16 protein-coding genes and 1 pseudogene are annotated in these 22430 nt (G+C 70.0%); 14 read left to right on the top strand and 3 right to left on the bottom strand.

What is annotated here, in order from left to right:
• Complete coding sequence (gene eccD / locus NQU54_RS37910) at positions 1-1458, top strand: type VII secretion integral membrane protein EccD (protein ID WP_257634954.1); 1458 nt, start codon at positions 1-3, stop codon at positions 1456-1458.
• 67 nt (positions 1459-1525) lie between these two features.
• Here eccD and NQU54_RS37905 read toward each other — a convergent pair whose 3' ends face one another.
• A complete protein-coding gene (locus tag NQU54_RS37905; RefSeq protein WP_257634953.1) occupies positions 1526-2209 on the bottom strand; it encodes a hypothetical protein in 684 nt (227 codons plus the stop codon).
• 564 nt (positions 2210-2773) lie between these two features.
• Here NQU54_RS37905 and NQU54_RS37900 point away from each other — a divergent pair.
• The 10 genes and pseudogenes from NQU54_RS37900 to NQU54_RS37855 all read left to right on the top strand — a co-directional run bounded on the left by NQU54_RS37900 (position 2774) and on the right by NQU54_RS37855 (position 17454).
• A complete protein-coding gene (locus NQU54_RS37900) occupies positions 2774-5068 on the top strand; it encodes an outer membrane protein assembly factor BamB family protein (protein WP_257634952.1) in 2295 nt (764 codons plus the stop codon).
• A gap of 23 nt (positions 5069-5091) precedes the next feature.
• A complete protein-coding gene (locus NQU54_RS37895; RefSeq protein WP_257634951.1) occupies positions 5092-7212 on the top strand; it encodes an outer membrane protein assembly factor BamB family protein in 2121 nt (706 codons plus the stop codon).
• An 11-nt stretch (positions 7213-7223) separates the two neighbouring features.
• On the top strand, positions 7224-8042 hold the full coding sequence (locus NQU54_RS37890; protein WP_257634950.1) for a serine/threonine-protein kinase: 819 nt from the start codon (positions 7224-7226) through the stop codon (positions 8040-8042).
• Positions 7996-9417 (top strand): outer membrane protein assembly factor BamB family protein, encoded by a 1422-nt coding sequence (locus NQU54_RS37885; protein ID WP_257634949.1) that lies wholly within the window; start codon positions 7996-7998, stop codon positions 9415-9417. The genes NQU54_RS37890 and NQU54_RS37885 overlap by 47 nt, the downstream gene beginning before the upstream one ends.
• A 79-nt stretch (positions 9418-9496) precedes the next feature.
• Positions 9497-11556 (top strand): annotated as a pseudogene (locus NQU54_RS50585) (protein kinase domain-containing protein).
• A gap of 283 nt (positions 11557-11839) precedes the next feature.
• Positions 11840-12127, top strand: coding sequence for a 30S ribosomal protein S15 (rpsO, locus tag NQU54_RS37875; protein WP_020868053.1), 288 nt, complete (start codon positions 11840-11842; stop codon positions 12125-12127).
• A gap of 393 nt (positions 12128-12520) precedes the next feature.
• The gene (locus NQU54_RS37870; RefSeq protein WP_102937142.1) at positions 12521-14770 is read left to right on the top strand and encodes a polyribonucleotide nucleotidyltransferase; all 2250 of its coding nucleotides are present in this window, start codon (positions 12521-12523) and stop codon (positions 14768-14770) included.
• A complete protein-coding gene (locus NQU54_RS37865) occupies positions 14767-16146 on the top strand; it encodes a M16 family metallopeptidase (protein WP_069873988.1) in 1380 nt (459 codons plus the stop codon). The genes NQU54_RS37870 and NQU54_RS37865 overlap by 4 nt, the downstream gene beginning before the upstream one ends.
• 83 nt (positions 16147-16229) lie before the next feature.
• Positions 16230-16982: a 4-hydroxy-tetrahydrodipicolinate reductase gene (gene dapB, locus NQU54_RS37860; protein ID WP_069873985.1), complete on the top strand. Its 753-nt coding sequence runs from the start codon at positions 16230-16232 to the stop codon at positions 16980-16982.
• Positions 16983-16992: 10 nt separating this feature from the next.
• Positions 16993-17454 carry a tetratricopeptide repeat protein gene (locus NQU54_RS37855; protein ID WP_079260692.1) on the top strand — a complete coding sequence of 154 codons (462 nt, stop codon included), beginning with the start codon at positions 16993-16995 and terminating at the stop codon, positions 17452-17454.
• A gap of 42 nt (positions 17455-17496) precedes the next feature.
• On the opposite strand, the gene NQU54_RS37850 is transcribed toward NQU54_RS37855, so the two are convergent.
• Together NQU54_RS37850 and NQU54_RS37845 are read right to left on the bottom strand one after the other, a co-directional pair.
• On the bottom strand, positions 17497-18048 hold the full coding sequence (locus tag NQU54_RS37850) for an SCO5741 family PH domain-containing membrane protein (RefSeq protein WP_257634948.1): 552 nt from the start codon (positions 18046-18048) through the stop codon (positions 17497-17499).
• Between the two features lie 65 nt (positions 18049-18113).
• Complete coding sequence (locus tag NQU54_RS37845; RefSeq protein ID WP_069873979.1) at positions 18114-18356, bottom strand: hypothetical protein; 243 nt, start codon at positions 18354-18356, stop codon at positions 18114-18116.
• 179 nt (positions 18357-18535) lie between these two features.
• Between NQU54_RS37845 and thyX the strand changes: the two genes are divergently transcribed.
• From thyX to NQU54_RS37830, 3 genes are all read left to right on the top strand, one after another.
• Positions 18536-19276 (top strand): FAD-dependent thymidylate synthase, encoded by a 741-nt coding sequence (gene thyX / locus NQU54_RS37840; protein ID WP_069873976.1) that lies wholly within the window; start codon positions 18536-18538, stop codon positions 19274-19276.
• A 198-nt stretch (positions 19277-19474) separates the two neighbouring features.
• The gene (gene dapA, locus NQU54_RS37835) at positions 19475-20374 is read left to right on the top strand and encodes a 4-hydroxy-tetrahydrodipicolinate synthase (protein ID WP_257634947.1); all 900 of its coding nucleotides are present in this window, start codon (positions 19475-19477) and stop codon (positions 20372-20374) included.
• Between the two features lie 125 nt (positions 20375-20499).
• On the top strand, positions 20500-22185 hold the full coding sequence (locus NQU54_RS37830) for a ribonuclease J (protein ID WP_257634946.1): 1686 nt from the start codon (positions 20500-20502) through the stop codon (positions 22183-22185).
• Positions 22186-22430 lie beyond the last annotated feature (245 nt).

Genomic DNA, 22430 nt, shown 5'->3' with positions numbered 1-22430 from the left:
GTGAGTACGTCCGCAACAACCGGTTTCTGCAGGGTGACTGTCGTCGCGCCCGACAGCCGGATCGATGTCGCCCTCCCGGAGGACATCCCTGTCGCCGACGTTTACCCGGAAATCCTGCGCCTGACGGGGCAGACGCAGCCGCCCGGCGCTCCCACCGGATATCACCTGGTACGACGCGACGGCACCGTCCTGGACGGCAGCCGCTCCCTCCTTGCCCAGCAGGTCCTGGACGGGGAACTGCTGGCCCTGCGGCCCTTCGCCGAGTCGCTGCCCCCCGCCGTCTATGACGATGTGTCCGATGCGATCGCCTCCGCGGTCACGCGCGACCGCACGCTGTGGAACGACCGATTCCTGCGTGCCGCGGGGTTGCTCGGAGGGGCGCTGCTCCTGATCCTCATGGGCTTCGTGCTCTGGTTCGCCGATCCGCTCAAGCACGATATGCACGGCCTCCCGGGTGTCATCGCCGCCGCCGTCGGCGTGCTGTTGACCGCCCTCGCCGGAGTGCGGGCACGGGTGTACGAGGACCGCGCATCCGCCATCGCGCTCGGCATGGCGGCCCTTCCTCATCTCATGATCGCTGGATCGGGGATTCTGGCCCTGGACGCGGGAGAGGGCATCGGACGGCTCCAGTTCCTGCTCGGCTGTGTCACCGTGCTCGTCGGCTCGGCCGTCTTGGTCGTCGTCATGCCTGGCGGCGACGCCCCGTTCGTGGCCGCCGTGTTCGCGGCGAGTGTCGGGACCCTCGCCACCTTCTGCGAGATCCTCGCCGACGCCGACGCCACCGAGACGGCCGCGGTGTGCGCCGTCGTCGCGATCGGAGTGATCGCCTTCCTGCCGGGTCTGTCGGCTCGGGTGGCCCGGCTGCCCATCGGTTACGCGGCGCCCCGCTCCTCGACCGATGACCTTGACGCCGGCCCGGACGCCGAGCCCCTCGACATCCACCACATCGCCGCCCAGACCCGTCGCGGCCACGAGATGCTGCTGGGCATGGTCGGCGGCTGCTCGGCCGTCGTTGTCGGTGCTGCCGCGGTCCTGGGCTTCTCCGACGGCGCGTGGGCGCAACTGCTCGCGCTCGGGGCCGGTCTGGCGATGCTGCTGCGTGCCCGCCTCTTCCGCTACACCGCCCAGGTGGCCGCCGTCCTCGGTGCGGGTCTGCTCGCCCTCGCCCTACTCGTACTGGGGCTCTCGCTGAACCCGCCGACCGACGCGGTCCTCAAGCTCCTGACCGAGAACGACCGTGGGCCGCTGGACATCCGTACGATCTGGCTCGCCGCGGCCGTGATCGTGGGCGCTGGCTTGATCATCGCCGTCGCTCTGATCATTCCGAAGAAGGGGCTGTCACCCTTCTGGGGACGCCTGTCCGACCTGGCCGAGAGCGCCTTCCTGCTCGCCCTGGTGCCCCTGTGCCTCGCTGTGCTGGACGTCTACAGCTCGGCACGGAGTCTGACCAGCGGCTGAGGAGTGTCCACCGCACATCTGTCGGTTCGACGGGGCCCGGCCGCGCGCCGGGCGCGCCTTAGCGTTCTCAATGTTTCGTCCAGCGTTCCGACGAGGCCGGCACTTTCTCTGGTAGTTGTGACTCTTCCGAGCAGCCCAGGGAGTGTGCGAGATTTCGCGACACGGAATTCAGAATCGATATTTTTGCGAGGTCAGTGTCTTTCTTGGAAAGTGACGACCTCGAACTCCGCAGATTTCCGTGGACCAGGTCCGGAATGTCCTTGCTCTTGGCGGGGCAAGAGAAGTAAATGTCCGCCCCGCTGCCCGACACACGGGCGTGCCGCCCGATGGGGAAGACGGTCCACTCATTCGCGTCGCTCGACTCGAAGCTGCTACGTGTCGGATACTCGGTACGACGCGAGAAATCAATCTGTATTGCTGGGCTATCCGCGTCCGGAAGGTAGATCTCGCAGGCGCTTCGAACAATGCTCGACGATGACTTGAGTTTCTCGGCGACGCTCTTGAGCGTGACCTCGCCGGTCTCTTCGAAGGCATCCGCGCCGGTGAGCTTGCGTAGGTCCTGCGCTGCCTGCCCAGTGATCGACGCGTCACACACCTTCGTGGCCGACAGACCCTTCGGTTTCTTCTCGTTCGTCTTCTCCTGGTCACCGTCCGAGTTTGAGCACGCACTGGTGAGCACGAGGAGGGAGACCGAAGCGATGAGAAGAGTACCGCGCGCCAGTGGCTTGAGCCGAGGTTCTTGTGAGGACATCAGAGAAGCGTGCACTGGTGGAGCGCCGCATAAAACGAGAACCCCGGACCGTTCGTCCGGACGAAGCCATCTGAGGTTGTCCTTGACCATCTCGCTTCGCGCTGCGGAGTTCGCGCGAGTGCAACTCGACCGCGGGCCAGGTGGTTGGTGCTGAGAGTGCTGTCGGACCAGCCGGGCGGGAGTCGGAGGCGACGACGTCTGCGGCGAGAATCTGCCTTGTGGCGGCTGGAGGCGGAATGGGTAGGGTGGCGGGGCACATGCTACGGAGCACCTGGGACATCTGCGGTATCGGCGCGGGAAGTCATCGGAAGCGATCGGACCGCCACCTGACCTTCCCCGTCTCCAACGGCTATATCGATGGAGGCGTTTCCGAAGGCACGCCCCGGCGGCTGACGGAGGTGATCGGCATACCGTGGGGGGTGGGGGGACATGGAACCGCTGGGCGTGGACGATCCGCGGCGGCTTGGGCCATATCACATCATCGCCAAGCTGGCTCCTGGCGATGATGACCCGCCGGCGGCCGCTCACCTTTATCTCGCTCGCAGTGCCGGTGGGGTCCGTACGGTGCTGATCAGCACGCCGTCCGCCGAGTTCGCCGACGACGATGCGTATCGGGGCCGCTTTCTGGCGGAGGCGGAGAACGCCCGACGGCTTGGCGGCGCTTGGTCACTTGCCCGGCTCGCCCCCGTAGAGGTCTCCGACAACGCGTCGGCACCTCCCTGGAGCGCGTATCCGTATCGCCCGATGCTGCCACTGCCGGGCGTTTTGCGGGCGTGTGGCGGGTCGCTTCCGGTCCGGACGGCGCGTGCGCTGGGAGCGGCCCTGGCCGAGACGCTGGCGGAGATCCACGGGGTGGGCCTCACCCACGCGGGGATCGCGCCGGGGACCGTGTTCGTGGCGGGCGACGGGCCATGGCTGGGGGGTTTCGGCGCGGTACGCGCAGCGGGGCCGGACGGGCGGAGTCGAGTGGGGTTTCCCGGGCTGGCCGCGGACGATCTGCCCCCGGAGCAGTTGGCGGGCGGCCGCGCGCGGCCCCTGGGGGACGTCTACGCGCTGGGCGCGGTGCTGGCGTACGCGGTGACCGGGCGGCGGTTGCCCGATGCGGGCGATCTGCCGGAGGAACTGCGGAACATCGTGCTCCCGTGTCTCGCTCCGGATCCGGCGGATCGGCCGACGGCGGCGGCGTTGGTGGACGGGCTGACCCGGGGTGTACGGTCCCCGCTGCCTCCCAGCGCGACGCTGGCACCCTCGGGACGGACGCCGACGGTCCTCGACAGCGGGGCAGCGGGTTCGCTCGCGGCGGTGCCGGCCGGTGGACCCGGTGCGACGGCCCTGGACGGGGGCATCGGCGGGGCGGCGGTATTACTGAGCCCCGGCTGGCTGCCGGCACCGGTGGTCGTCGCACTGGCCGAGCAGTCCTCGGCGACGCTGGCGGCGGAGGTCGAGCCGACGGAAGCGGAGTCGGCGGCGGGCGTGTCGCTCGAGGAGAGGGCGCCGACCCCGGGAGGGGCACCTGGATCGCCCGAACCCACCGCGAGCCGGGGGGACATGCCCGGCGCCCCGCACGTGCCGACCCGCTTGTCGGGCGGCGTGAGCGTTACCGAGGCCGGGAGTCCACCTCGGCAGGACGTCCCTTCGAGGCGCGCCCTGCTTGTCGGGGCGGCTTGCGGCTCGGCCGGTCTTGCGCTCGGCAGCGGTGTGATGTGGATGGCGACCGCCGAGGACGACCCTCCGCCGCCCACCCGGGCCGAGCGACTGGCAGCGGCGAACCACTCCCGTCATCGGCTCGTCGGTGCGCCGCCCACACCGCTGTGGCGCTATGACGTCCCCGGTGGACCACCGACACACCCCCCGCTCATCTGGGCGGACAAGGTCGCCGTGGTCGCGAACGAGGCGGCGGTCATCGGACTTGACCTCCGTACGGGCAAGCGACTCTGGGCGCGGGACCAAGTCCGCGCCGGGGGACGGCTTCTGCCCATCGGCAAGGATTCGATCCTGGTCCCGGGAGCCGCGCTCGCCGTGCTGTCCGCCGAAACCGGCGACATCCAGTGGCGGCCGAAGAGCTTCCGGCCGGGCGGACGCACTCCGTACACCGCCCCGCTGGCGGCGGAAGGCGAAACGGTCTGGTTCGCGGCAGGCCGCCGGGGGAGCGGCGCGGCCGACGACGGTGCCGTGATCGCCTACGACCTTGCAGGGCGGAAAGAACTCTGGCGCAGCCCTCTGCCCGGCGGCGTCGACGAGGGGTATCTGACGAAAGACGCCCTCGTCGTGCGGGGCGACACGTTCCTGGCCTTCGACCGGGACCGAGGCACGCGGCAGTGGAGGCGATCCTATGAGGGCGTTGCCGCCGGACGGCCGGTGACCATCGAAGGCCGAAGCACCCTCATCGCCGCTGTCAGCACCACCCTGCGCGGATACGGTCTGGCGCACGGCGGCGGACCCGAGTGGAGCGTGAAAGCCAAAGGCCGGGCCGGGGCCGGGCGTACCGCTGATTTCGGTGCCCCGGTCGTACACGGCGACGTTGTGTACGCCACCGACGGAGGCTACGCGGTCCACGCGCTGTCAACGGCTACGGGAGAGGTGCGATGGCAGCGCACCTACGCCTTCGCGATGAAGACGCTGTCCGGGGCGCGCACACCCGACACGGCCGTGGATCCGTCCGGACACACGGTGCTCACGGCGAATGACGTGGAAGTCGACGCTTTCGACGCGGAGGACGGCGCCCTGCGGTGGCGCTTCATGGACCTCGGCGAGGCGGCGGACAAGGGGCCCATCGTGGCTCGGCGCAGGGTGGCCGTGACAGATGGCTTGGCTGTCGTCGTCAGCGGGAGAAGCGTCTACGCCTTGCCGTTGCGCTGAGCCACGGCTGTCCGGAGGAGCGAATGGAACCGCAGCGACAGGCCGAACCGACACGGCTCGGCCCGTACCGCATCATCGGCACGCTGGACGCCGGTGGGCCCGCCGACGACGCGCGCCGCCGTATCGCGCGGGACGGCCGTACCGGCCGCGCGGCCGTGCTGATGCTGCCGCACGGAACCCTCGCCGACGACCCCGGATACCGGGTGCGGTTCCGGTCGGAGGCCGAGAACTCCCGCCGTCTGACCGGGCGCTGGGCGCCTCCCGTAATCGATGTCGCCGGGCCGGACGCGGATCTCCCGTGGGTCGCCTATGCCTGCTTCCCCGCCCTGCCGCTCCCCGCCGTGCTGGCCGCGTGCGACGGGCCCCTTCCCGAATCCACGGTGCGCGCGCTCGGCGCGGAACTCGCGCACACCATCGCGAACTGGCACGCCAGCGGTCTTGTACACGCTGGGATATCGCCGCAGGCCACGCTGCTCATGGCCGATGGGCCCCGGCCGACCGGGTACGGCCTGGCGCGAGCGGCGGCGCTGGACGGCCCGGACCGCGGCGCGCCGCTCGGGGTCGACGCATTCAGCCTGCCGCCGGAACAGCGAGCGGGTGAACGCCCCAGCCCGGCGGGGGATGTCTACGCGCTGGGCGCTGTGCTCTGCTACGCCGCGACGGGCCGCCGGGACGTGGCCGAAGGGACGCGCGCGGCACTGCCGGAAGCGCTGAGCGAACTGCTCGCCAGGTGTCTCGCCCAGGATCCCGGGCAGCGGCCCCGTCCGGGCACTGTGGCCCGCGAACTCCGGGCGGTACCGGCTCCCGAAGCCGTGGGTCGTCCGCCCGATGCCGTGGTGACGGCCCTTGCCCGGCAGGCCGCGGCGTATCCGGCGCAGGTTCCCATGGCTGCCTCGGCGCCTGCGGAGGAGACGTCCGCCACCGTGCCGCCGGCTCGTTCCCGGCGTGCTGTGGTGGTCGGTGGCCTCTCCGGAGCGGTCGGCCTCGCGCTCGGGGCCGGCGGAGTGGCGGGCTGGCGGGCGGCGGGCGAGGGGAGATCTCGCGAGGCGTCCGCTCGGCGCGGGATCGCGCCGGCTCCGCTGTGGCGCCACGACCTCGGCGGCGAGCCACAGCAGACACCGCTGCTCTGGCATGGCAGGACCGCCCTTGTCCGGACCTCCGATGCCGTGACCGCGCTGAATCTCCGGACCGGCAAGAAGATCTGGTCGCGCGACGATCTCTATCCCATGTCCGCCCTCATATTGCTCGGCAACGGGACCTTCGTCTCCCCGGATACCTCGGCCTTCTCCGTGGTCTCGCTCGTCACGGGCCGTATGAAGGGGGTGGAGCGGCGGTACGACGGAGTGGAAGGCCCGGCGATCTACCAATTCCTCGGAGCCGTCAAGGACATCTGCTGGTTCCTGACCAGAAAGTATGCGAGTGGTGGCACGGAGAGCGGGGACCATGCGGTGGTCTGCTACGACGCCGTGCGGCGCAAGGAAACATGGCGCACTCCGCTTCCCGCTCCCTATCAGGGAGACGGCACGACCACCGCGCTTCTGCGCAGCACCATGGTGCTGCTGCCGAGCCAGGGGGACGACGGCGAGGACGCCTCCTCGTATCTCGCTCTCGACCGCCGTAGCGGCCGGAAGCTGTGGACGCGCAAGTTCCCCAAGATGAAGGACGAGAGCGCCAGGCAGCGTCTGCTGGCTCCGGGAGATCTCCTGGTCTCCTGCGACGAGCACATGCTGAGGGCGTACCACATCGCCAGCGGTAAGGAGTGCTGGCAGGTCGCGACCAAGGGAAGGGTGTCCGGCACTCCGGCCGCTCATGGGCAGGCGGTTTACGTCACCGATTCCCGCGCCACCACCTACGCCGTCGATGTGGGCAGCGGCAGCCCGCGCTGGCGGCGCCGAAGTGCCGCTCCCCTGGAGTCCTCGTGGACGAGGGCCGACACCGCGGTGAGCCACTCGGGCGCGACGGTTTTCCAGGTGACCGATGCGGAGATCGAGGCTCTGGACGCGACGGACGGTTCGCTGCGGTGGCGGTCGGCACTCGTCGGGAAGGGGCGACAAGCCGCCGTCCCCGGCCAGGTCGTGGGCGTCGCACCCGGGATCGTCCTCGTCCTGAACGGCACCATCCTCTACGCACTGCCAGTGGACTGATACGGATACCGATGGTCTCTCCTCTCACCCACGACGATCCGCAGGCTCTCGGGTCGTACACCCTTCTCGCCCGGCTCGGCGGCGGCGGAATGGGCACGGTCTATCTCGGCCGCTCGCCCAAGGGGCGGATGGTCGCCCTGAAGACCGTTCACACGCACTACGCCGAACAGGCCGAATTCCGCAGCCGGTTCCAGCTGGAGACCGACGCGGCGCGCGTCATCGGCGGACGGTACGGCGCACAGGTCATCGACGCCGATCCACTGGGCCCAACGCCTTGGCTCGCCACCGAATACGTCCTCGGCCCGCCGCTCGACGACGCGGTCGCCCTCGCCGGGCCGCTGCCCGAGCAGACCGTACGGGCACTCGGATCCGGTCTGTGCGACGCGCTCGCCCAGCTGCACCGGTCCGATGTGGTCCACCGCGACCTCAAACCCTCCAACATCCTGCTGACCGCACTCGGCCCCAAGGTCATCGACTTCGGTATCGCCCGGGCGGTGGGCGACGACCGGCTGACCCGTACGGGCGCGGCGGCCGGAACGCCCGCCTATATGTCGCCCGAGCAGGTGGCCGGTGGTGAACACACCGCCGCGGGCGATGTGTTCGCCCTCGCCGGAGTGCTCGTCTTCGCGGCCACCGGCCGCCCGCCCTTCGGTGGCGGACAGCCCGCCGATCTGCTGTACCGGGTGCGGTACGCCGACCCCGACCTGTCCGGACTGCCGGGGGGGACTGCGCACCGTACTGGAGCCGTGCTTCGCCAAGAATCCCGGACAACGGCCCGGCACCGTGGAGCTGGGGGAGCGGCTCCGCGCGGACACCGATCACGTCGATGACCTCCGGCGGTTCGCGGACCATCTGCCGGACCTGGTCCTCGCGGAGATCGCCCGGCGCTGCACGGCCGTATGGGAGGTCCAGCCCAGCAGGCTCCCGACTCCCCAGGAGGTGGAGCCCCGTACCGAATCCGCTGGGCCGAGGCGGATGGGAGCCGCACTCTCCCGACGGAAGCTGATCGCGGCAGTGAGCGGTGCCGGGCTCGTGGCGGGTGGAGCGGCCGGGGCGTGGGCCTGGTTCGGGCCGGACGAGCACAAGGGCGGTACGGCCGCGACGCCCCGCTCCACCAGGCGCCCCGCCGGTGCGGGGCCGCGGCTGGTGTGGGAGGTGTCCGTCCCCGGGGCGACCACGGACCTCAAGACACTGATGGTCGGCGACTATGTGGTGATCGTCCACGACGACGGGTTTCTGTGCGTGGACGCGAAGACGGGCGAAAAGCGCGGGGAGAGCGACCGGACCGTCCCCGTCGTCCTCGTTGGGGACCGGCTCCTCGCCTGTGAGGCCGACGACCAGAGCGGCACCACCACGATCGCTCCCGTCAACCTCGAGACGGGCAATGTCAAAACCCCGATCGCTCGCACTGGCTCCTTGGGCATCGAGCCCAGACTTCTCGCCGTGCTGGACGGCACTCTGTACACCGAGGGATATGGGAAAGGCGGAGAGAAGCGTCTGGCCATCAGTCTTCGTACGGGGAAGCGGCTGTGGAGCCGTGCCATCGCCCCGGGTACGAGCGACCCCATCACCGCGGTACCCGCGGGTGCCTCACTCGTGCGCCTCTCGGGGGAGGAGGCCATCGCCATCGACCCACACGGCGGGGCCCAGCGCTGGTCGAAGAGGATCGCGCTCGGATCGGACGCGGTGATCTCCCTGGACAGATGCTTCGCCGTCACCGATGATCACGTGTTCACCGGTGGCCGGGAGCTCCTCGCACTGCGCACCACCGACGGCGCGACCACATGGCGATTCGGCGCGGAACGGAAATCCGGGGAGAGCTACGACCCGCGCATGGAGCACTACGGCCCGCCGGTCGTCGAGGGCGGTGTCGTCTACAGCGTCGAGCGGAGAAGGGGCCTCATCGCCCTGGATGCGAAGAGCGGGCGGCTGCTATGGCAGGAGAAGGAGACAGCCGACCAGGCGAGTTCCTCCGAAGCCTATGAATCCACTCCGGTCGTCGGCGAGAAGTACTTCTACGGCTCGCCGGAGAGGGACGGATGGGCCAGGGCCGTCGACCTCCGTACTCATCGAACGGCGTGGACCTTCCAGGGCCCCTCCGGTGACAAGGACGGCATGTCCGCCTCCGTGATGCAGGTGCACCGCCGCGCGGGCCTGGTCGTCATCACCAATGGCAAGAGCGTCTGCGCCATCCCGCTGGAATGACCCGGCACTCGGCCCGCTCGGCCGCCCCGCGGCCTCGTTGATCCCGATCAACCCCTCATCGAGCAGGAGACCTCTCGGCATGAAACCCCTCGGCACCGGCGACCCGCTGCGCCTGGGTCCGTACCGCCTCATCGGCGTCCTGGGCGCGGGCGGCATGGGCCTGGTCTACCTCGGGCGGGATGGGCAGGGCCGGACGGCCGCCGTGAAGGTACTGCGGCCCGAAGTGGCTCATGACACCCACATGGCTCAGCGTTTCGTGCGCGAGGCTCACGCGGCCCAGGCCGTAACGGGCGACGGGGTGGCGCGGGTGCTGGCGGCGCGGACCGAGGGCGGGCGGCCGTGGATCGCCACGGAGTTCCTCGCCGGGCCCACGCTCGACCAGGCCGTCGAGCGGTACGGCGCCTTGGAGGAGCCCGCCGTAAGGGCGTTGGGGGCCGCCCTCGTCCGCACCCTCCACGACATCCACGGGCCGGGCTGGTCCACCGCGACCTCAAACCGTCCAACATCGTGCTGACCTCCCGCGGCCCGAGGATCATCGACTTCGGGATCGCCCGGCCCGAGCACGGGCTGACGCTGACCACCACGGGACAGACCGTCGCCACCCCCGGCTACGCCGCGCCCGAGCAGGTCCTGGGGCGGCGGACCGGACCCGCGGGCGATGTGTTCTCCCTCGGCGTGGTCCTCGCCTACGCGGCGGGCGGGCGGCCGGTGTACGAAGGCGGCCATGTGGCCGCCGTGCAGTACCAGGTGGTGCACGGCGAGCCGGAGTTGGGCTCGGTGCCCGGGGCGCTGCGCGCCCTGGTCGAGCCCTGTCTGGCCAAGGACCCCACGGGCCGCCCCGGTCTCGACTGGATCGGCCCGGCACTGGCGCCGCCCCGGGGCGCGGACCGGGCCTGGCGGAGCGGGCCGCTCGCACAGGACATCGCGCGGCGCGAGGCGGACGCCCGGCGCATGGCCGCCCTGCCCGGCGACCGGCCGGCCCCCTCCCGGCGGCGGCTCATCGGCACGCTCGCCGCGGGCGGCGCCGTGCTCGCGGCGGGTGGTGGTGGAGGCGTCGCGTGGTGGCTGCTGCGGGGCGACGACGCGGAGGCCGGTGGGCGGCCCTGGGAGGCCGAGCCTTTGCCGCGCTATGACAAAGGAACAGCCCCACAGCCGCTGTGGGGTCCGGTCCGCGTCGCGGAGACCTCCGGCATCGTCCTGCCTGCTCCGCTCCCCGTCCACGACCTCGTGGTCGTCGCGCCCCCCAGCGGTGCGCTTCGCGCATACGACGTGCGAAACGGAAACCGGCGGTGGACCTCCGAGCGCACTGCCGCCGCCACCGCCCGCCTGTTCCCCGCGTCCGACGACGCCATCCTTACCGCCGGCACCAAGGGCGCGCTGCTGGCACTGGGCACCAAGGACGGCAGGAAGCGGTGGTCTGTGCCGGGCGCTGACGCGGCGGTGCTGCTCGGCACCGATGAGAGCGTGGCCTACTTCGCTACGCGGGGCGGTGGGATACGGGCTGTGGACCTCACCTCGCACCGCACCCTGTGGACGGTCCCGGCGCCGGTGGCCACATCCGCCAAGACGCCGGCCGAAGCGGTGGTCGCCGAGGGCCGCCTGGTGATCCACGGATCGGACGGCAGCGTGGCCGCCCTCGACACCCGCACGGGCAGGACCGTCTGGGGCCCGCGCGAGCAGGGTTCCACCACCGCACTCGCCCCCGCCGTCACGGACGGCGTCGTCTACCTCGGCGGAAAGAGCCTGAGGGCGCTTGCCGTGGCGAACGGTGAGGAGAAGTGGGCCCACACCGGGCAGGGCGAGACCGGTTGGACCGCGCCGACCGTGCGAAAGGGCGTGGTGTACGCCGTGGACGGCACCGACCTCTCGGCGCGGCGCGCGGATGACGGGGCGGAGATCTGGACGTTGCCGTTCGCGGCCGACGACCATCCTCTTGACGCCCCTGTCGCCCAAGGTGGCAGCGTGTGGGCAGCTCTCGACGAGCGCGGGGACCAAGGCGTGGTGGCGGTCGATGTCCGCAGCGGAAGCGTCGCTTGGCCGTATGCTCCGGGAACGGAGGGAGGCTGGAGGCTCGCGGCGGCTGGGAACCGCGTGTTCGCACTGGAGTCCGGCACGCTGACCGCCCTCCCCATCTTCTAGCCCCACAATCCCACACCCCACACCCCCACCAGGGGCACCCCCGGCCCCCACCAGCCCGCACCCCCAGGCCCCGCCCCACCTCCCCACCCACACCCCCCACCACCTCCCCACCCCCGACGCTGGTACCCTGTCTCCTGGCCGTTTGTGTACGCGTCCCCGGAGGCTTCGAGTCCTGGTCTCGGGAGACAGCGCCCAGCGGACCCCGCCTCCCGAGTCACGGAAGATCCCCTGAGACAACGACCAGGGGCACTCGGCGGCTGATGACGAAAACAAGGAGTACCGAGTGTCGCTCGACGCCGCTACCAAGAAGCAGATCATGACCGAGTTCGCCACCAAGGAGGGCGACACCGGCTCCCCCGAGGTCCAGGTCGCGCTGCTCACGCGCCGCATCTCCGACCTCACCGAGCACCTCAAGACCCACAAGCACGACCACCACTCCCGCCGTGGTCTGCTGCTGCTGGTCGGCCAGCGCCGCCGGCTGCTCCAGTACCTGGCGAAGAAGGACATCACGCGCTTCCGTGCGCTGGTCGAGCGCCTGGGCATCCGCCGCGGTGCGGCGGGCGCCAAGTAAGACGCCAAGGAGGGAGCGGTTCCCGCTACGGGGGCCGCTCCCTTTGCCGTACGCGGCGCCGTACGGTTTCAGCCAAAGGTGACCCGTACGGCCATCGTGCCGATGCGTAGCGTACTCGCTACGTACCGTAGGGGCCGGACAGTACGGCCGTCGTGATGACGGCCGAATCTTTGTAGTCTGGTCCCAACAACGCCATAACGAACAAGGAGGAGCGCCTCATTCCCGCCGCACCGGCGCCACAGGAGCCGGTCCTCGGTAGTGGCCCCCGGAACTGGCAATTCCGGTGGCTTCGATCGAAGACCGGCCCGGCTGCCGGCCCGTAAGGCCCGGGGCGCTGCTCCACCACCGTCCACCGTCACACGGACGAGGGACGCAGAAGAGGAGATTTCCCTGGTGGAGAACGAGACCCACTACGCCGAAGCAGTCATCGACAACGGCACCTTCGGCACCCGTACCATCCGTTTCGAGACGGGCCGCCTGGCCCGTCAGGCCGCCGGTTCGGCCGTGGCCTACCTGGACGACGACACCATGGTGCTGTCGGCCACCACCGTTTCCAAGAACCCCAAGGACCAGCTCGACTTCTTCCCGCTCACGGTCGATGTCGAGGAGCGGATGTACGCGGCGGGGCGGATCCCCGGCTCGTTCTTCCGCCGTGAGGGCCGTCCCTCCGAGGACGCGATCCTCACCTGCCGTCTGATCGACCGCCCGCTGCGCCCGTCCTTCAAGAAGGGCCTGCGCAACGAGATCCAGATCGTCGAGACGATCATGGCGCTCAACCCCGACCACCTCTACGACGTGGTCGCGATCAACGCCGCCTCCTGCTCCACACAGCTGGCCGGGCTGCCGTTCTCCGGCCCCGTCGGCGGCACCCGTGTCGCCCTGATCGGGGGCCAGTGGGTGGCCTTCCCGACCCACTCCGAGCTGGAGGAGGCCGTCTTCGACATGGTCGTCGCCGGCCGGGTGCTGGACGACGGCGATGTCGCGATCATGATGGTCGAGGCCGAGGCCACCGACAAGACCATCCAGCTGGTCAAGGACGGCGCCGAGGCTCCCACCGAGGAGATCGTCGCCGCCGGTCTTGAGGCGGCGAAGCCCTTCATCAAGGTCCTGTGCAAGGCGCAGGCCGACCTCGCCGCCAAGGCCGCGAAGCCGACCGCCGAGTTCCCGATCTTCCTCGACTACCAGGACGACGTCCTGGAGGCGCTGACCGCCGCCGTCCGCGATGAGCTGGCCCAGGCGCTGACCATCGCGGGCAAGCAGGAGCGCGAGGCCGAGCTGGACCGTGTCAAGGGCGTGGCCGCCGAGAAGCTGCTGCCGCAGTTCGAGGGGCGCGAGAAGGAGATCTCGGCCGCGTACCGCTCGCTGACCAAGACCCTGGTGCGCGAGCGCGTCATCAAGGAGAAGAAGCGCATCGACGGCCGCGGCGTCACGGACATCCGTACGCTCGCCGCCGAGGTCGAGGCGATTCCGCGGGTCCACGGCTCGGCACTGTTCGAGCGCGGCGAGACCCAGATCCTGGGCGTCACCACGCTGAACATGCTCCGCATGGAGCAGCAGCTGGACACGCTCGCGCCCGAGACGCGCAAGCGCTACATGCACAACTACAACTTCCCGCCGTACTCCACCGGTGAGACCGGCCGCGTGGGCTCCCCCAAGCGCCGCGAGATCGGCCACGGCGCCCTGGCCGAGCGGGCGCTGCTGCCGGTGCTGCCGACGCGCGAGGAGTTCCCGTACGCCATCCGCCAGGTCTCCGAGGCGCTCGGCTCCAACGGCTCGACCTCCATGGGGTCGGTCTGCGCCTCCACGATGTCGCTGCTCAACGCCGGTGTGCCGCTGAAGGCCCCGGTCGCGGGCATCGCCATGGGCCTGATCTCGCAGGAGATCGACGGCGAGACCCACTACGTCACCCTCACCGACATCCTCGGTGCGGAGGACGCGTTCGGCGACATGGACTTCAAGGTCGCCGGCACCAAGCAGTTCGTCACCGCGCTCCAGCTGGACACCAAGCTGGACGGCATTCCGGCGTCCGTGCTGGCCGCGGCCCTCAAGCAGGCCCGCGACGCCCGGCTGCACATCCTCGATGTGATGAACGAGGCCATCGACGTCCCGGACGAGATGTCCCCCAACGCGCCGCGGATCATCACCGTGAAGATCCCGGTCGACAAGATCGGTGAGGTCATTGGCCCCAAGGGCAAGATGATCAACCAGATCCAGGAGGACACCGGCGCCGACATCACCATCGAGGACGACGGCACCATCTACATCGGTGCCGCCGACGGCCCGGCCGCCGAGGCCGCCCGCGCGACCATCAACGGCATCGCCAACCCGACGATGCCGGAGGTCGGCGAGCGCTACCTGGGCACGGTCGTGAAGACCACCACCTTCGGTGCGTTCGTCTCCCTGCTCCCGGGCAAGGACGGCCTGCTGCACATCTCGCAGATCCGCAAGCTGGCCGGTGGCAAGCGCGTGGAGAACGTCGAGGACGTGCTGAAGGTCGGCGCCAAGGTCCAGGTCGAGATCGCCGAGATCGACCAGCGCGGCAAGCTCTCCCTCATCCCCGTCCTCGAGGACGGGGAGGGTGCCGAGGCGGACGAGGCGAAGGCCGAGGCCAAGCCCCAGACGAAGGACGAAGCTGCCAAGTGACGTCCCGCGACGACGTGGCGACGGCCCGCACCTCTTCGGAGGCGCGGGCCGTCGCCCGTACCCAAACGCTTCTCGAGGGCGAGAACGGCATCGGCACGGTCCGCAGGACGACCCTCCCCGGGGGCCTGCGCGTCGTCACCGAGACCCTCCCGTCCGTGCGCTCGGCGACCTTCGGCATCTGGGCGCACGTCGGCTCGCGCGACGAGACCCGTACGCTCGGCGGTGCCACCCACTATCTGGAGCACCTGCTCTTCAAGGGCACCCGGCGGCGCAGCGCGCTGGACATCTCCGCCGCCGTCGACGCGGTCGGCGGCGAGATGAACGCCTTCACCGCCAAGGAGTACACCTGCTACTACGCGCGGGTGCTCGACACCGATCTGCCGCTGGCCATCGACGTCGTCTGCGACATGCTGACCGGCTCGGTGATCGACGCGGCGGACGTGGACGCGGAGCGCGGTGTCGTCCTCGAAGAGATCGCGATGACCGAGGACGACCCGGGCGACTGTGTGCACGACCTGTTCGCCCACACCATGCTCGGCGACACCCCGCTCGGCCGCCCGGTCCTGGGCACCGTGGACACCGTGAACGCCCTGGGCCGCGACCAGATCGCCCGCTTCTACCGGAAGCACTACGACCCGACGCACCTGGTCGTCGCCGCCGCGGGCAATGTGGACCACGACGACGTCGTACGCCAGGTGCACGCCGCGTTCGACAGGGCGGGCGCCCTGTCCCGCACCGACGCGGTCCCGGTCGCCCCGCGCGACGGCATCCGCGCGATCCGTACGGCCGGCAAGGTCGGGCTGCTGAACCGCAAGACCGAGCAGGCCCATGTCGTCCTCGGCATGCCCGGCATCCCGCGCACCGACGACCGCCGCTGGGCGCTCGGGGTGCTCAACACCGCGCTCGGCGGCGGCATGAGCTCCCGGCTCTTCCAGGAGGTCAGGGAGAAGCGCGGGCTCGCCTACAGCGTCTACTCCTACACCTCCAGCTTCGCCGACTGCGGGCTCTTCGGCGTCTACGCCGGCTGCCGCCCGAGTCAGGTGCACGATGTCCTCAAGATCTGCCGTGACGAGCTCACTCAGGTCGCGGAGAACGGCCTGAGCGAGGAGGAGCTGAGGCGCGCCGTCGGCCAGCTCTCCGGCTCCACCGTGCTGGGCCTGGAGGACACCGGCGCGCTGATGAACCGGATCGGCAAGAGCGAGCTGTGCTGGGGCGAGCAGATGTCGGTGGACGAGATGCTCGAGCGGATCGCGGCGGTCACCCCGGACGAGGTGCGCGAGGTGGCGCGCGATGTACTGGGACAGCGTCCTTCGCTGTCCGTCATCGGCCCGCTGAAGGACAAGCAGGCGGCCCGCCTCGACGAGGCCGTCGCCTGACCCGTCGGTGCGTCAGTCCCAGCCTCCAGGATCGAAAGAATCCCAGCCTCCCGGATCGAAAGAAATCGAAGGAAACAGTGTCGATGAGCAAGCTGCGTGTGGCCGTCCTCGGTGCCAAGGGCCGGATCGGCTCCGAGGCCGTACGAGCCGTGGAGGGCGCCGAGGACCTGGAGCTGGTCGCCGCGCTGGGGCGGGGCGACACACTGGAGACCCTGGTCGAGGCGGGCGCCGAGGTGGCGGTCGAGCTGACCGAACCGGCCTCGGTGATGGACAACCTCGAGTTCTGCGTCCGCCATGGCATCCATGGCGTCGTCGGCACCACCGGCTGGACGGACGAGCGCCTGGCGCGGCTGCGCGGCTGGCTCGACGCCTCACCGCGCACCGGTGTGCTCATCGCGCCGAACTTCTCCATCGGCGCCGTGCTGACCATGCGATTCGCCCGCCAGGCCGCCCGGTTCTTCGAATCGGTCGAGGTCATCGAGTTGCACCACCCCAACAAGGTGGATGCGCCCTCCGGTACGGCCGCGCGCACCGCGCAGCTGATCGCCGAGGCCCGGCGGGAGGCCGGCCGCGCCCCGCAGCCGGACGCCACGACCACGGCGCTCGACGGTGCGCGGGGCGCGGACGTGGACGGGGTGCCGGTGCACTCGGTGCGGCTGCGCGGGCTCCTGGCGCATCAGGAGGTGCTGCTGGGCGGTGAGGGCGAGACCCTCACCATCCGCCATGACTCCACCCACCACAGCAGCTTCATGCCCGGCATCCTGCTCGGCGTCCGCCGCGTGGTGACCACCCCCGGCCTGACCTTCGGCCTGGAACACTTCCTCGATCTGGACTGAGGGCACAGCGGTGCGCGCAAAGATCACGTATTTCGTTCTCGCGGCCGTCCTGGTCGTCTACTTCGTCCTGGTCGGCGACCGCGGGGTGCTGCTGATCCGGGAGGGCACCCCGGTCACCGTCGCCTTCGGTGTGGCGGTGCTGGTGATGCCCCTCATCGGCGCCTGGTTCCTGTGGCAGACCACGCAGTTCGCACGGAGCGCGGACCGGCTGGCCCGGGAGCTGGAGGCGGAGGGCGGCCTCCCGGTCGACGAGCTGGTGCGGACGCCGGGCGGGCGGATCGACCGGGACTCGGCGGACGCGGTCTTCGCCAAGCGCCGGGCCGAGACGGAGCGGTCGCCGGACGACTGGCGGTCCTGGTTCCGGCTCGCCGTGGCGTACCACGACGCCCGGGACACCGCACGCGCCCGTAAGGCGATGCAGCGCGCCATCGCCCTGCACGACGGCAAGGCGGTGCGGGCGGCCGGGGGCTGAGCCTTGGTGGCCCGACCTCCGGGCCGCCCGGGGCGGTCCGGCTCAGTGGTGAGTGGCGGCCCAGCCCTCGATCGCGTCGGCGGCCCTCTCGAAGCTCTCCGCCTGGCCCAGGAAGTCGGCGTCATGGCTGGTGAACAGCGTGTCCGAGGCACCGCCGCGCACCCGCTGGAGCAGCACCGCCTGCCCCTGGACGGTGCGCGGCAGGCCCAGCCAGCGGACCGGCTGCTGGGTCGTGCGTATCGCGGCGATGTCCCGCCACCGCACGGTGGTGCTGCGCAGCAGGCCGATCCGGCGCAGCCCCTGAGGGCTCACCTCGACGCCGCTGCGCACCAGCCTTACGGCGGTCACGATCATCAGCGCCCCGATGGCGCCGCAGACGCCCGCCGCGGGCAGCGATCCCGCCATCGCGATGATCATGGCGGAGAACAGGACGTACGAGGCGAGCAGCAGCAGAAGAGCGGCGCCCCCGACCCTCCAGGGACCCGGTCGGTAGGGACGGCGCCAGCGGTCCTGGTCTTCGTAGCCGAGCGGGTCCGCTCCGGCCGCCGCGTCGTCGTCATGGGCGCGGTCGGCGGTCAGGAAGGGCAGGGGCACGGAAGGTCCTCACTCACACACATGTCCGGATGGGCCTGTGCTGGGTGAGGCTATCCCAGCGCCGGTCAGCGTCCGTCGGACGCCTCGGGCTGCTGGATCTGCTGGGTGGGGTGCGACTGGCTGTCGAGTGCGGGCATCCCGAACATCAGTGAGCCGATGAACCCCGCGATGATCGTGAGCCCGATCAGGGTCCGCCCGGCGATCTGGGACGGTGTGGCGCGGGGGCGGGGCGGTGGGGTGACATTGCTGCGGAAACGGTCGGCTTCGGCGACGAAGGCGAACGGCACGGGCTCTCGCCGGCGGGACATGTGGCGGGCTCTCCTTGGAACCTCGAACGTGAGTACTTCAATGTGTAGGACGTGTGAACGACCGATTGGGTGCCCGGATCCGACGACTTCGGTGAAAAATTTCGGCTGAGCGGGACTGTCGGTGGTGGCCCGTAAGCTGGGCGCCGCCCAGAGCGACGCACCATGGAAGGACCCTGCCGGTGACCGAGATCCCCGCCGAGACCGAGAAGGCCAGTTTCCGCAGCGATGTGACGGTCGAGTTGGTCAAGCACAGCGCTGCCGACTCCGATGTGCTGTGGGCCGCGCGGGTGTCCACCGCGGGCGAGCAGTCCCTCGAAGAGATCACCAAGGACCCCGAGCGCTCCAAGGGGCTGATCAACTTCCTGATGCGGGACCGCCACGGCAGCCCCTTCGAGCACAACTCGATGACCTTCTTCATCAGCGCCCCCATCTTCGTCTTCCGCGAGTTCATGCGGCACCGCGTGGGCTGGTCTTACAACGAGGAGTCCGGCCGCTACCGCCGCCTGGAGCCCGTGTTCTACGTGCCGGGGGAGGCGCGCAAGCTGATCCAGCAGGGCCGCCCGGGAAAGTACGAGTTCGTCGAGGGCACCGCGGCGCAGCACGAGCTGACCGGCCGGGTCATGGAGGACGCGTACCGCCATGCGTACGAGGCGTACCAGGAGATGCTGGCCGCCGGTGTGGCCCGCGAGGTGGCCCGCTCGGTGCTCCCGGTCGGCCTGTTCTCGTCGATGTACGCGACCTGCAACGCCCGCTCGCTGATGCACTTCCTGGGGCTGCGCACCCAGCATGAGCAGGCCGCGGTGCCGTCGTTCCCGCAGCGGGAGATCGAGATGGTCGGCGAGAAGATGGAGGCGCACTGGGCCGGGCTGATGCCGCTCACCCACGCCGCCTTCAACGCCAACGGCCGAGTGGCCCCGTAGCCCGGGCGGGGCCCGCTCCCCGGACGGATCACCGGGTGAAGTGTCCGTATTGCGGCGTTTCGAGAAGTTCATCTAGGCTGAACAAACGGGCCCGGCACTGCTTGAACCCCCGAGCAGGCAGTGCCGGGTCCCATCTCTTCGCTCCGTCCGCCGCCCCGAGCGAGCGCCGTAGGTCGCGCTACGAGTAGCGTGGAGCCCATGGCACCGACATCCACATCGCAGACCCCTTTCGGGCGGGTGCTGACCGCCATGGTCACGCCATTCACCACTGGCGGCGCGCTCGACCTCGACGGCGCCCAGCGACTCGCCGCCCATCTGGTGGACGCCGGCAATGACGGCCTGATCGTCAACGGCACCACCGGCGAGTCCCCGACCACCAGCGATGCGGAGAAAGCCCAGCTCGTACGCGCCGTGGTGGAAGCGGTCGGCGACCGCGCCCACGTCGTGGCCGGAGCCGGTACCAATGACACCCGGCACAGCGTCGAGCTCGCCCGCGCGGCCGAGCAGGCCGGTGCCCACGGGCTGCTGGCCGTCACGCCGTACTACAGCAAGCCTCCGCAGGAAGGGCTCCTCCGGCACTTCACCGCGATCGCCGATGCCACCGAGCTGCCGGTCATGCTCTACGACATCCCGGGCCGCAGCGGTGTCCCGATCGGCACCGAGACCATCGTCCGGCTCGCCGAGCACCCGCGCATCGTGGCCAACAAGGACGCCAAGGGCGACCTCGGACGCGCCAGCTGGGCCATCGCCCGCTCCCGCCTCGCCTGGTACTCCGGCGACGACATGCTGAACCTGCCGCTGCTGTCGGTCGGCGCGGTCGGCTTCGTCTCCGTGGTCGGCCATCTGGTCAGCCCCGAGCTCCGGGCGATGCTCGAGGCCCATCTCGCGGGCGACGTCGCGAAGGCAACGGAGATCCACCAGAAGCTGCTGCCGGTCTTCACCGGTATGTTCCGCACCCAGGGAGTGATCACGACCAAGGCCGCGCTCGCCCTTCAGGGCCAGCCCGCGGGGCCGCTGCGCCTGCCGTTGGTCGAGCTGACCGCCGAGGAAACGGAACAGCTCAAGCGCGATCTCGCCGCGGGCGGGGTACAGCTCTAAGCAAAGAGGCGATTGCTCGCACCTTCATACTTCACAACTGCATACAGACACATCAGCAAGTGCACGAATGTCACACGCGCCATGTGCCCCAGGGGGCATGTGGCGTGCGTGGTGAGGAGAGTCTTTTGAGTCATCCGCATCCTGAGCTCGGCCCTCCGCCGAGGCTTCCCGAAGGCGGTCTGCGCATCACCCCGCTCGGCGGCCTCGGTGAGATCGGCCGGAACATGACGGTCTTCGAATACGGTGGCCGGCTGCTGATCGTCGACTGCGGGGTGCTCTTCCCCGAGGAGGAGCAGCCCGGAGTCGACCTGATCCTGCCGGACTTCACATCCATCCGGGACCGTCTCGACGACATCGACGGCATCGTCCTCACCCACGGGCACGAGGACCATATCGGCGGCGTTCCCTTCCTGCTGCGAGAAAAGCCCGACATCCCGCTGATCGGCTCCAAGCTGACCCTCGCCCTGATCGAGGCGAAGCTCCAGGAGCACCGGATCCGGCCGTACACCCTCGAGGTCGAGGAGGGGCACCGCGAGCGGATCGGCCCCTTCGAGTGCGAGTTCGTGGCGGTCAACCACTCCATCCCGGACGCCCTCGCGGTCGCCATCCGCACCCCGGCCGGTATGGCCGTGCACACCGGCGACTTCAAGATGGACCAGCTGCCGCTGGACGGCCGGCTCACGGATCTGCCCGCCTTCGCCAAGCTGGGCGAGGAGGGCATCGATCTGCTGTTGGTGGACTCCACCAACGCCGAGGTCCCCGGGTTCGTACCGCCCGAGCGCGATATCTCTGGCGTGCTGCGCCAGGTCTTCGGTAACGCGCAGAAGCGCATCATCGTCGCCAGCTTCGCCAGCCATGTGCACCGCATCCAGCAGATCCTCGACGCGGCGCATGAGTACGGGCGCAAGGTGGCCTTCGTCGGCCGCTCGATGGTCCGCAACATGGGCATCGCACGTGACCTCGGCTATCTGCGGGTGCCGGCCGGTCTCGTGGTCGATGTGAAGACCCTCGACGACCTTCCGGACGACGAGGTGGTGCTGGTCTGCACGGGCTCCCAGGGCGAGCCGATGGCCGCGCTGTCCCGGATGGCCAACCGCGACCACCAGATCCGGATCGTCCAGGGCGACACGGTGATCCTGGCGTCGTCGCTGATCCCCGGCAATGAGAACGCGGTCTACCGGGTCATCAACGGACTGACGCGATGGGGCGCCACGGTCGTCCACAAGGGCAACGCCAAGGTCCATGTCTCCGGCCACGCCTCGGCCGGTGAGCTGCTGTACTTCTACAACATCTGCAAGCCGAAGAACCTGATGCCGGTGCACGGCGAATGGCGACATCTGCGCGCCAACGCGGAGCTGGGCGCGCTGACCGGGGTTCCGAAGAACCGTTGCGTCATCGCCGAGGACGGTGTCGTGGTCGACCTGGTCGACGGCATCGCCAAGATCGTCGGCAAGGTGCAGGCGGGATACGTGTACGTGGACGGCCTCTCGGTCGGCGATGTCACGGAGACCTCGCTCAAGGACCGCCGCATCCTCGGCGAGGAGGGCATCATCTCGATCTTCGTGGTCGTGGACAGCACGACCGGCAAGATCGTGGGCGGTCCACATATCCAGGCGAGGGGCTCCGGGATCGAGGACGCCGCCTTCTCCGCGGTCATCCCGAAGATCGAGGACGCCATGGCCAAGTCGGCCTCCGACGGGGTCGTGGACCCGCACCAGCTCCAGCAGCTGGCGCGCCGCGCGATCGGCAAGTGGGTCTCCGACAGATACCGCCGGCGCCCGATGATCCTTCCCGTGGTCGTCGAGGTCTGACGTCGCTCCTGACGCTGCCTCAGCACCACACCGGCGCGGAACACCCGGCGGGGCTCCTCGATTTGCATCGAGGAGCCCCGCTCCAGTACGTTTACGGCTCCGCCAGAGGGGGAACCCGGAGCACTCAACGGTCTCCGGAGGAGCCCACCGGCGGGGGTGGAAATCGACTCGGAGAAATTCTGATAAAGTCGGTGAAGCCGAAAGGCAAGGCCCCTCCAACGGCCACCGGAAACGGAATTCGGATC

Origin of the sequence: Streptomyces malaysiensis subsp. samsunensis, from assembly GCF_024519315.1 — a bacterium.
Classification (GTDB): Bacteria; Actinomycetota; Actinomycetes; order Streptomycetales; family Streptomycetaceae; genus Streptomyces; species Streptomyces malaysiensis.
This window is presented reverse-complemented; position numbering and strand designations above follow the sequence as displayed.

Bases quoted from the DNA above. Each gene is read 5' to 3' on its own strand.
- dapB (WP_069873985.1), top strand. From the start codon at position 16,230: ATGAGCAAGCTGCGTGTGGCCGTCCTCGGTGCCAAGGGCCGGATCGGC.
- dapA (WP_257634947.1), top strand. From the start codon at position 19,475: ATGGCACCGACATCCACATCGCAGACCCCTTTCGGGCGGGTGCTGACC.
- NQU54_RS37905 (WP_257634953.1), bottom strand. From the start codon at position 2,209: ATGTCCTCACAAGAACCTCGGCTCAAGCCACTGGCGCGCGGTACTCTT.
- NQU54_RS37895 (WP_257634951.1), top strand. From the start codon at position 5,092: ATGGAACCGCAGCGACAGGCCGAACCGACACGGCTCGGCCCGTACCGC.
- NQU54_RS37890 (WP_257634950.1), top strand. From the start codon at position 7,224: ATGGTCTCTCCTCTCACCCACGACGATCCGCAGGCTCTCGGGTCGTAC.
- NQU54_RS37845 (WP_069873979.1), bottom strand. From the start codon at position 18,356: ATGTCCCGCCGGCGAGAGCCCGTGCCGTTCGCCTTCGTCGCCGAAGCC.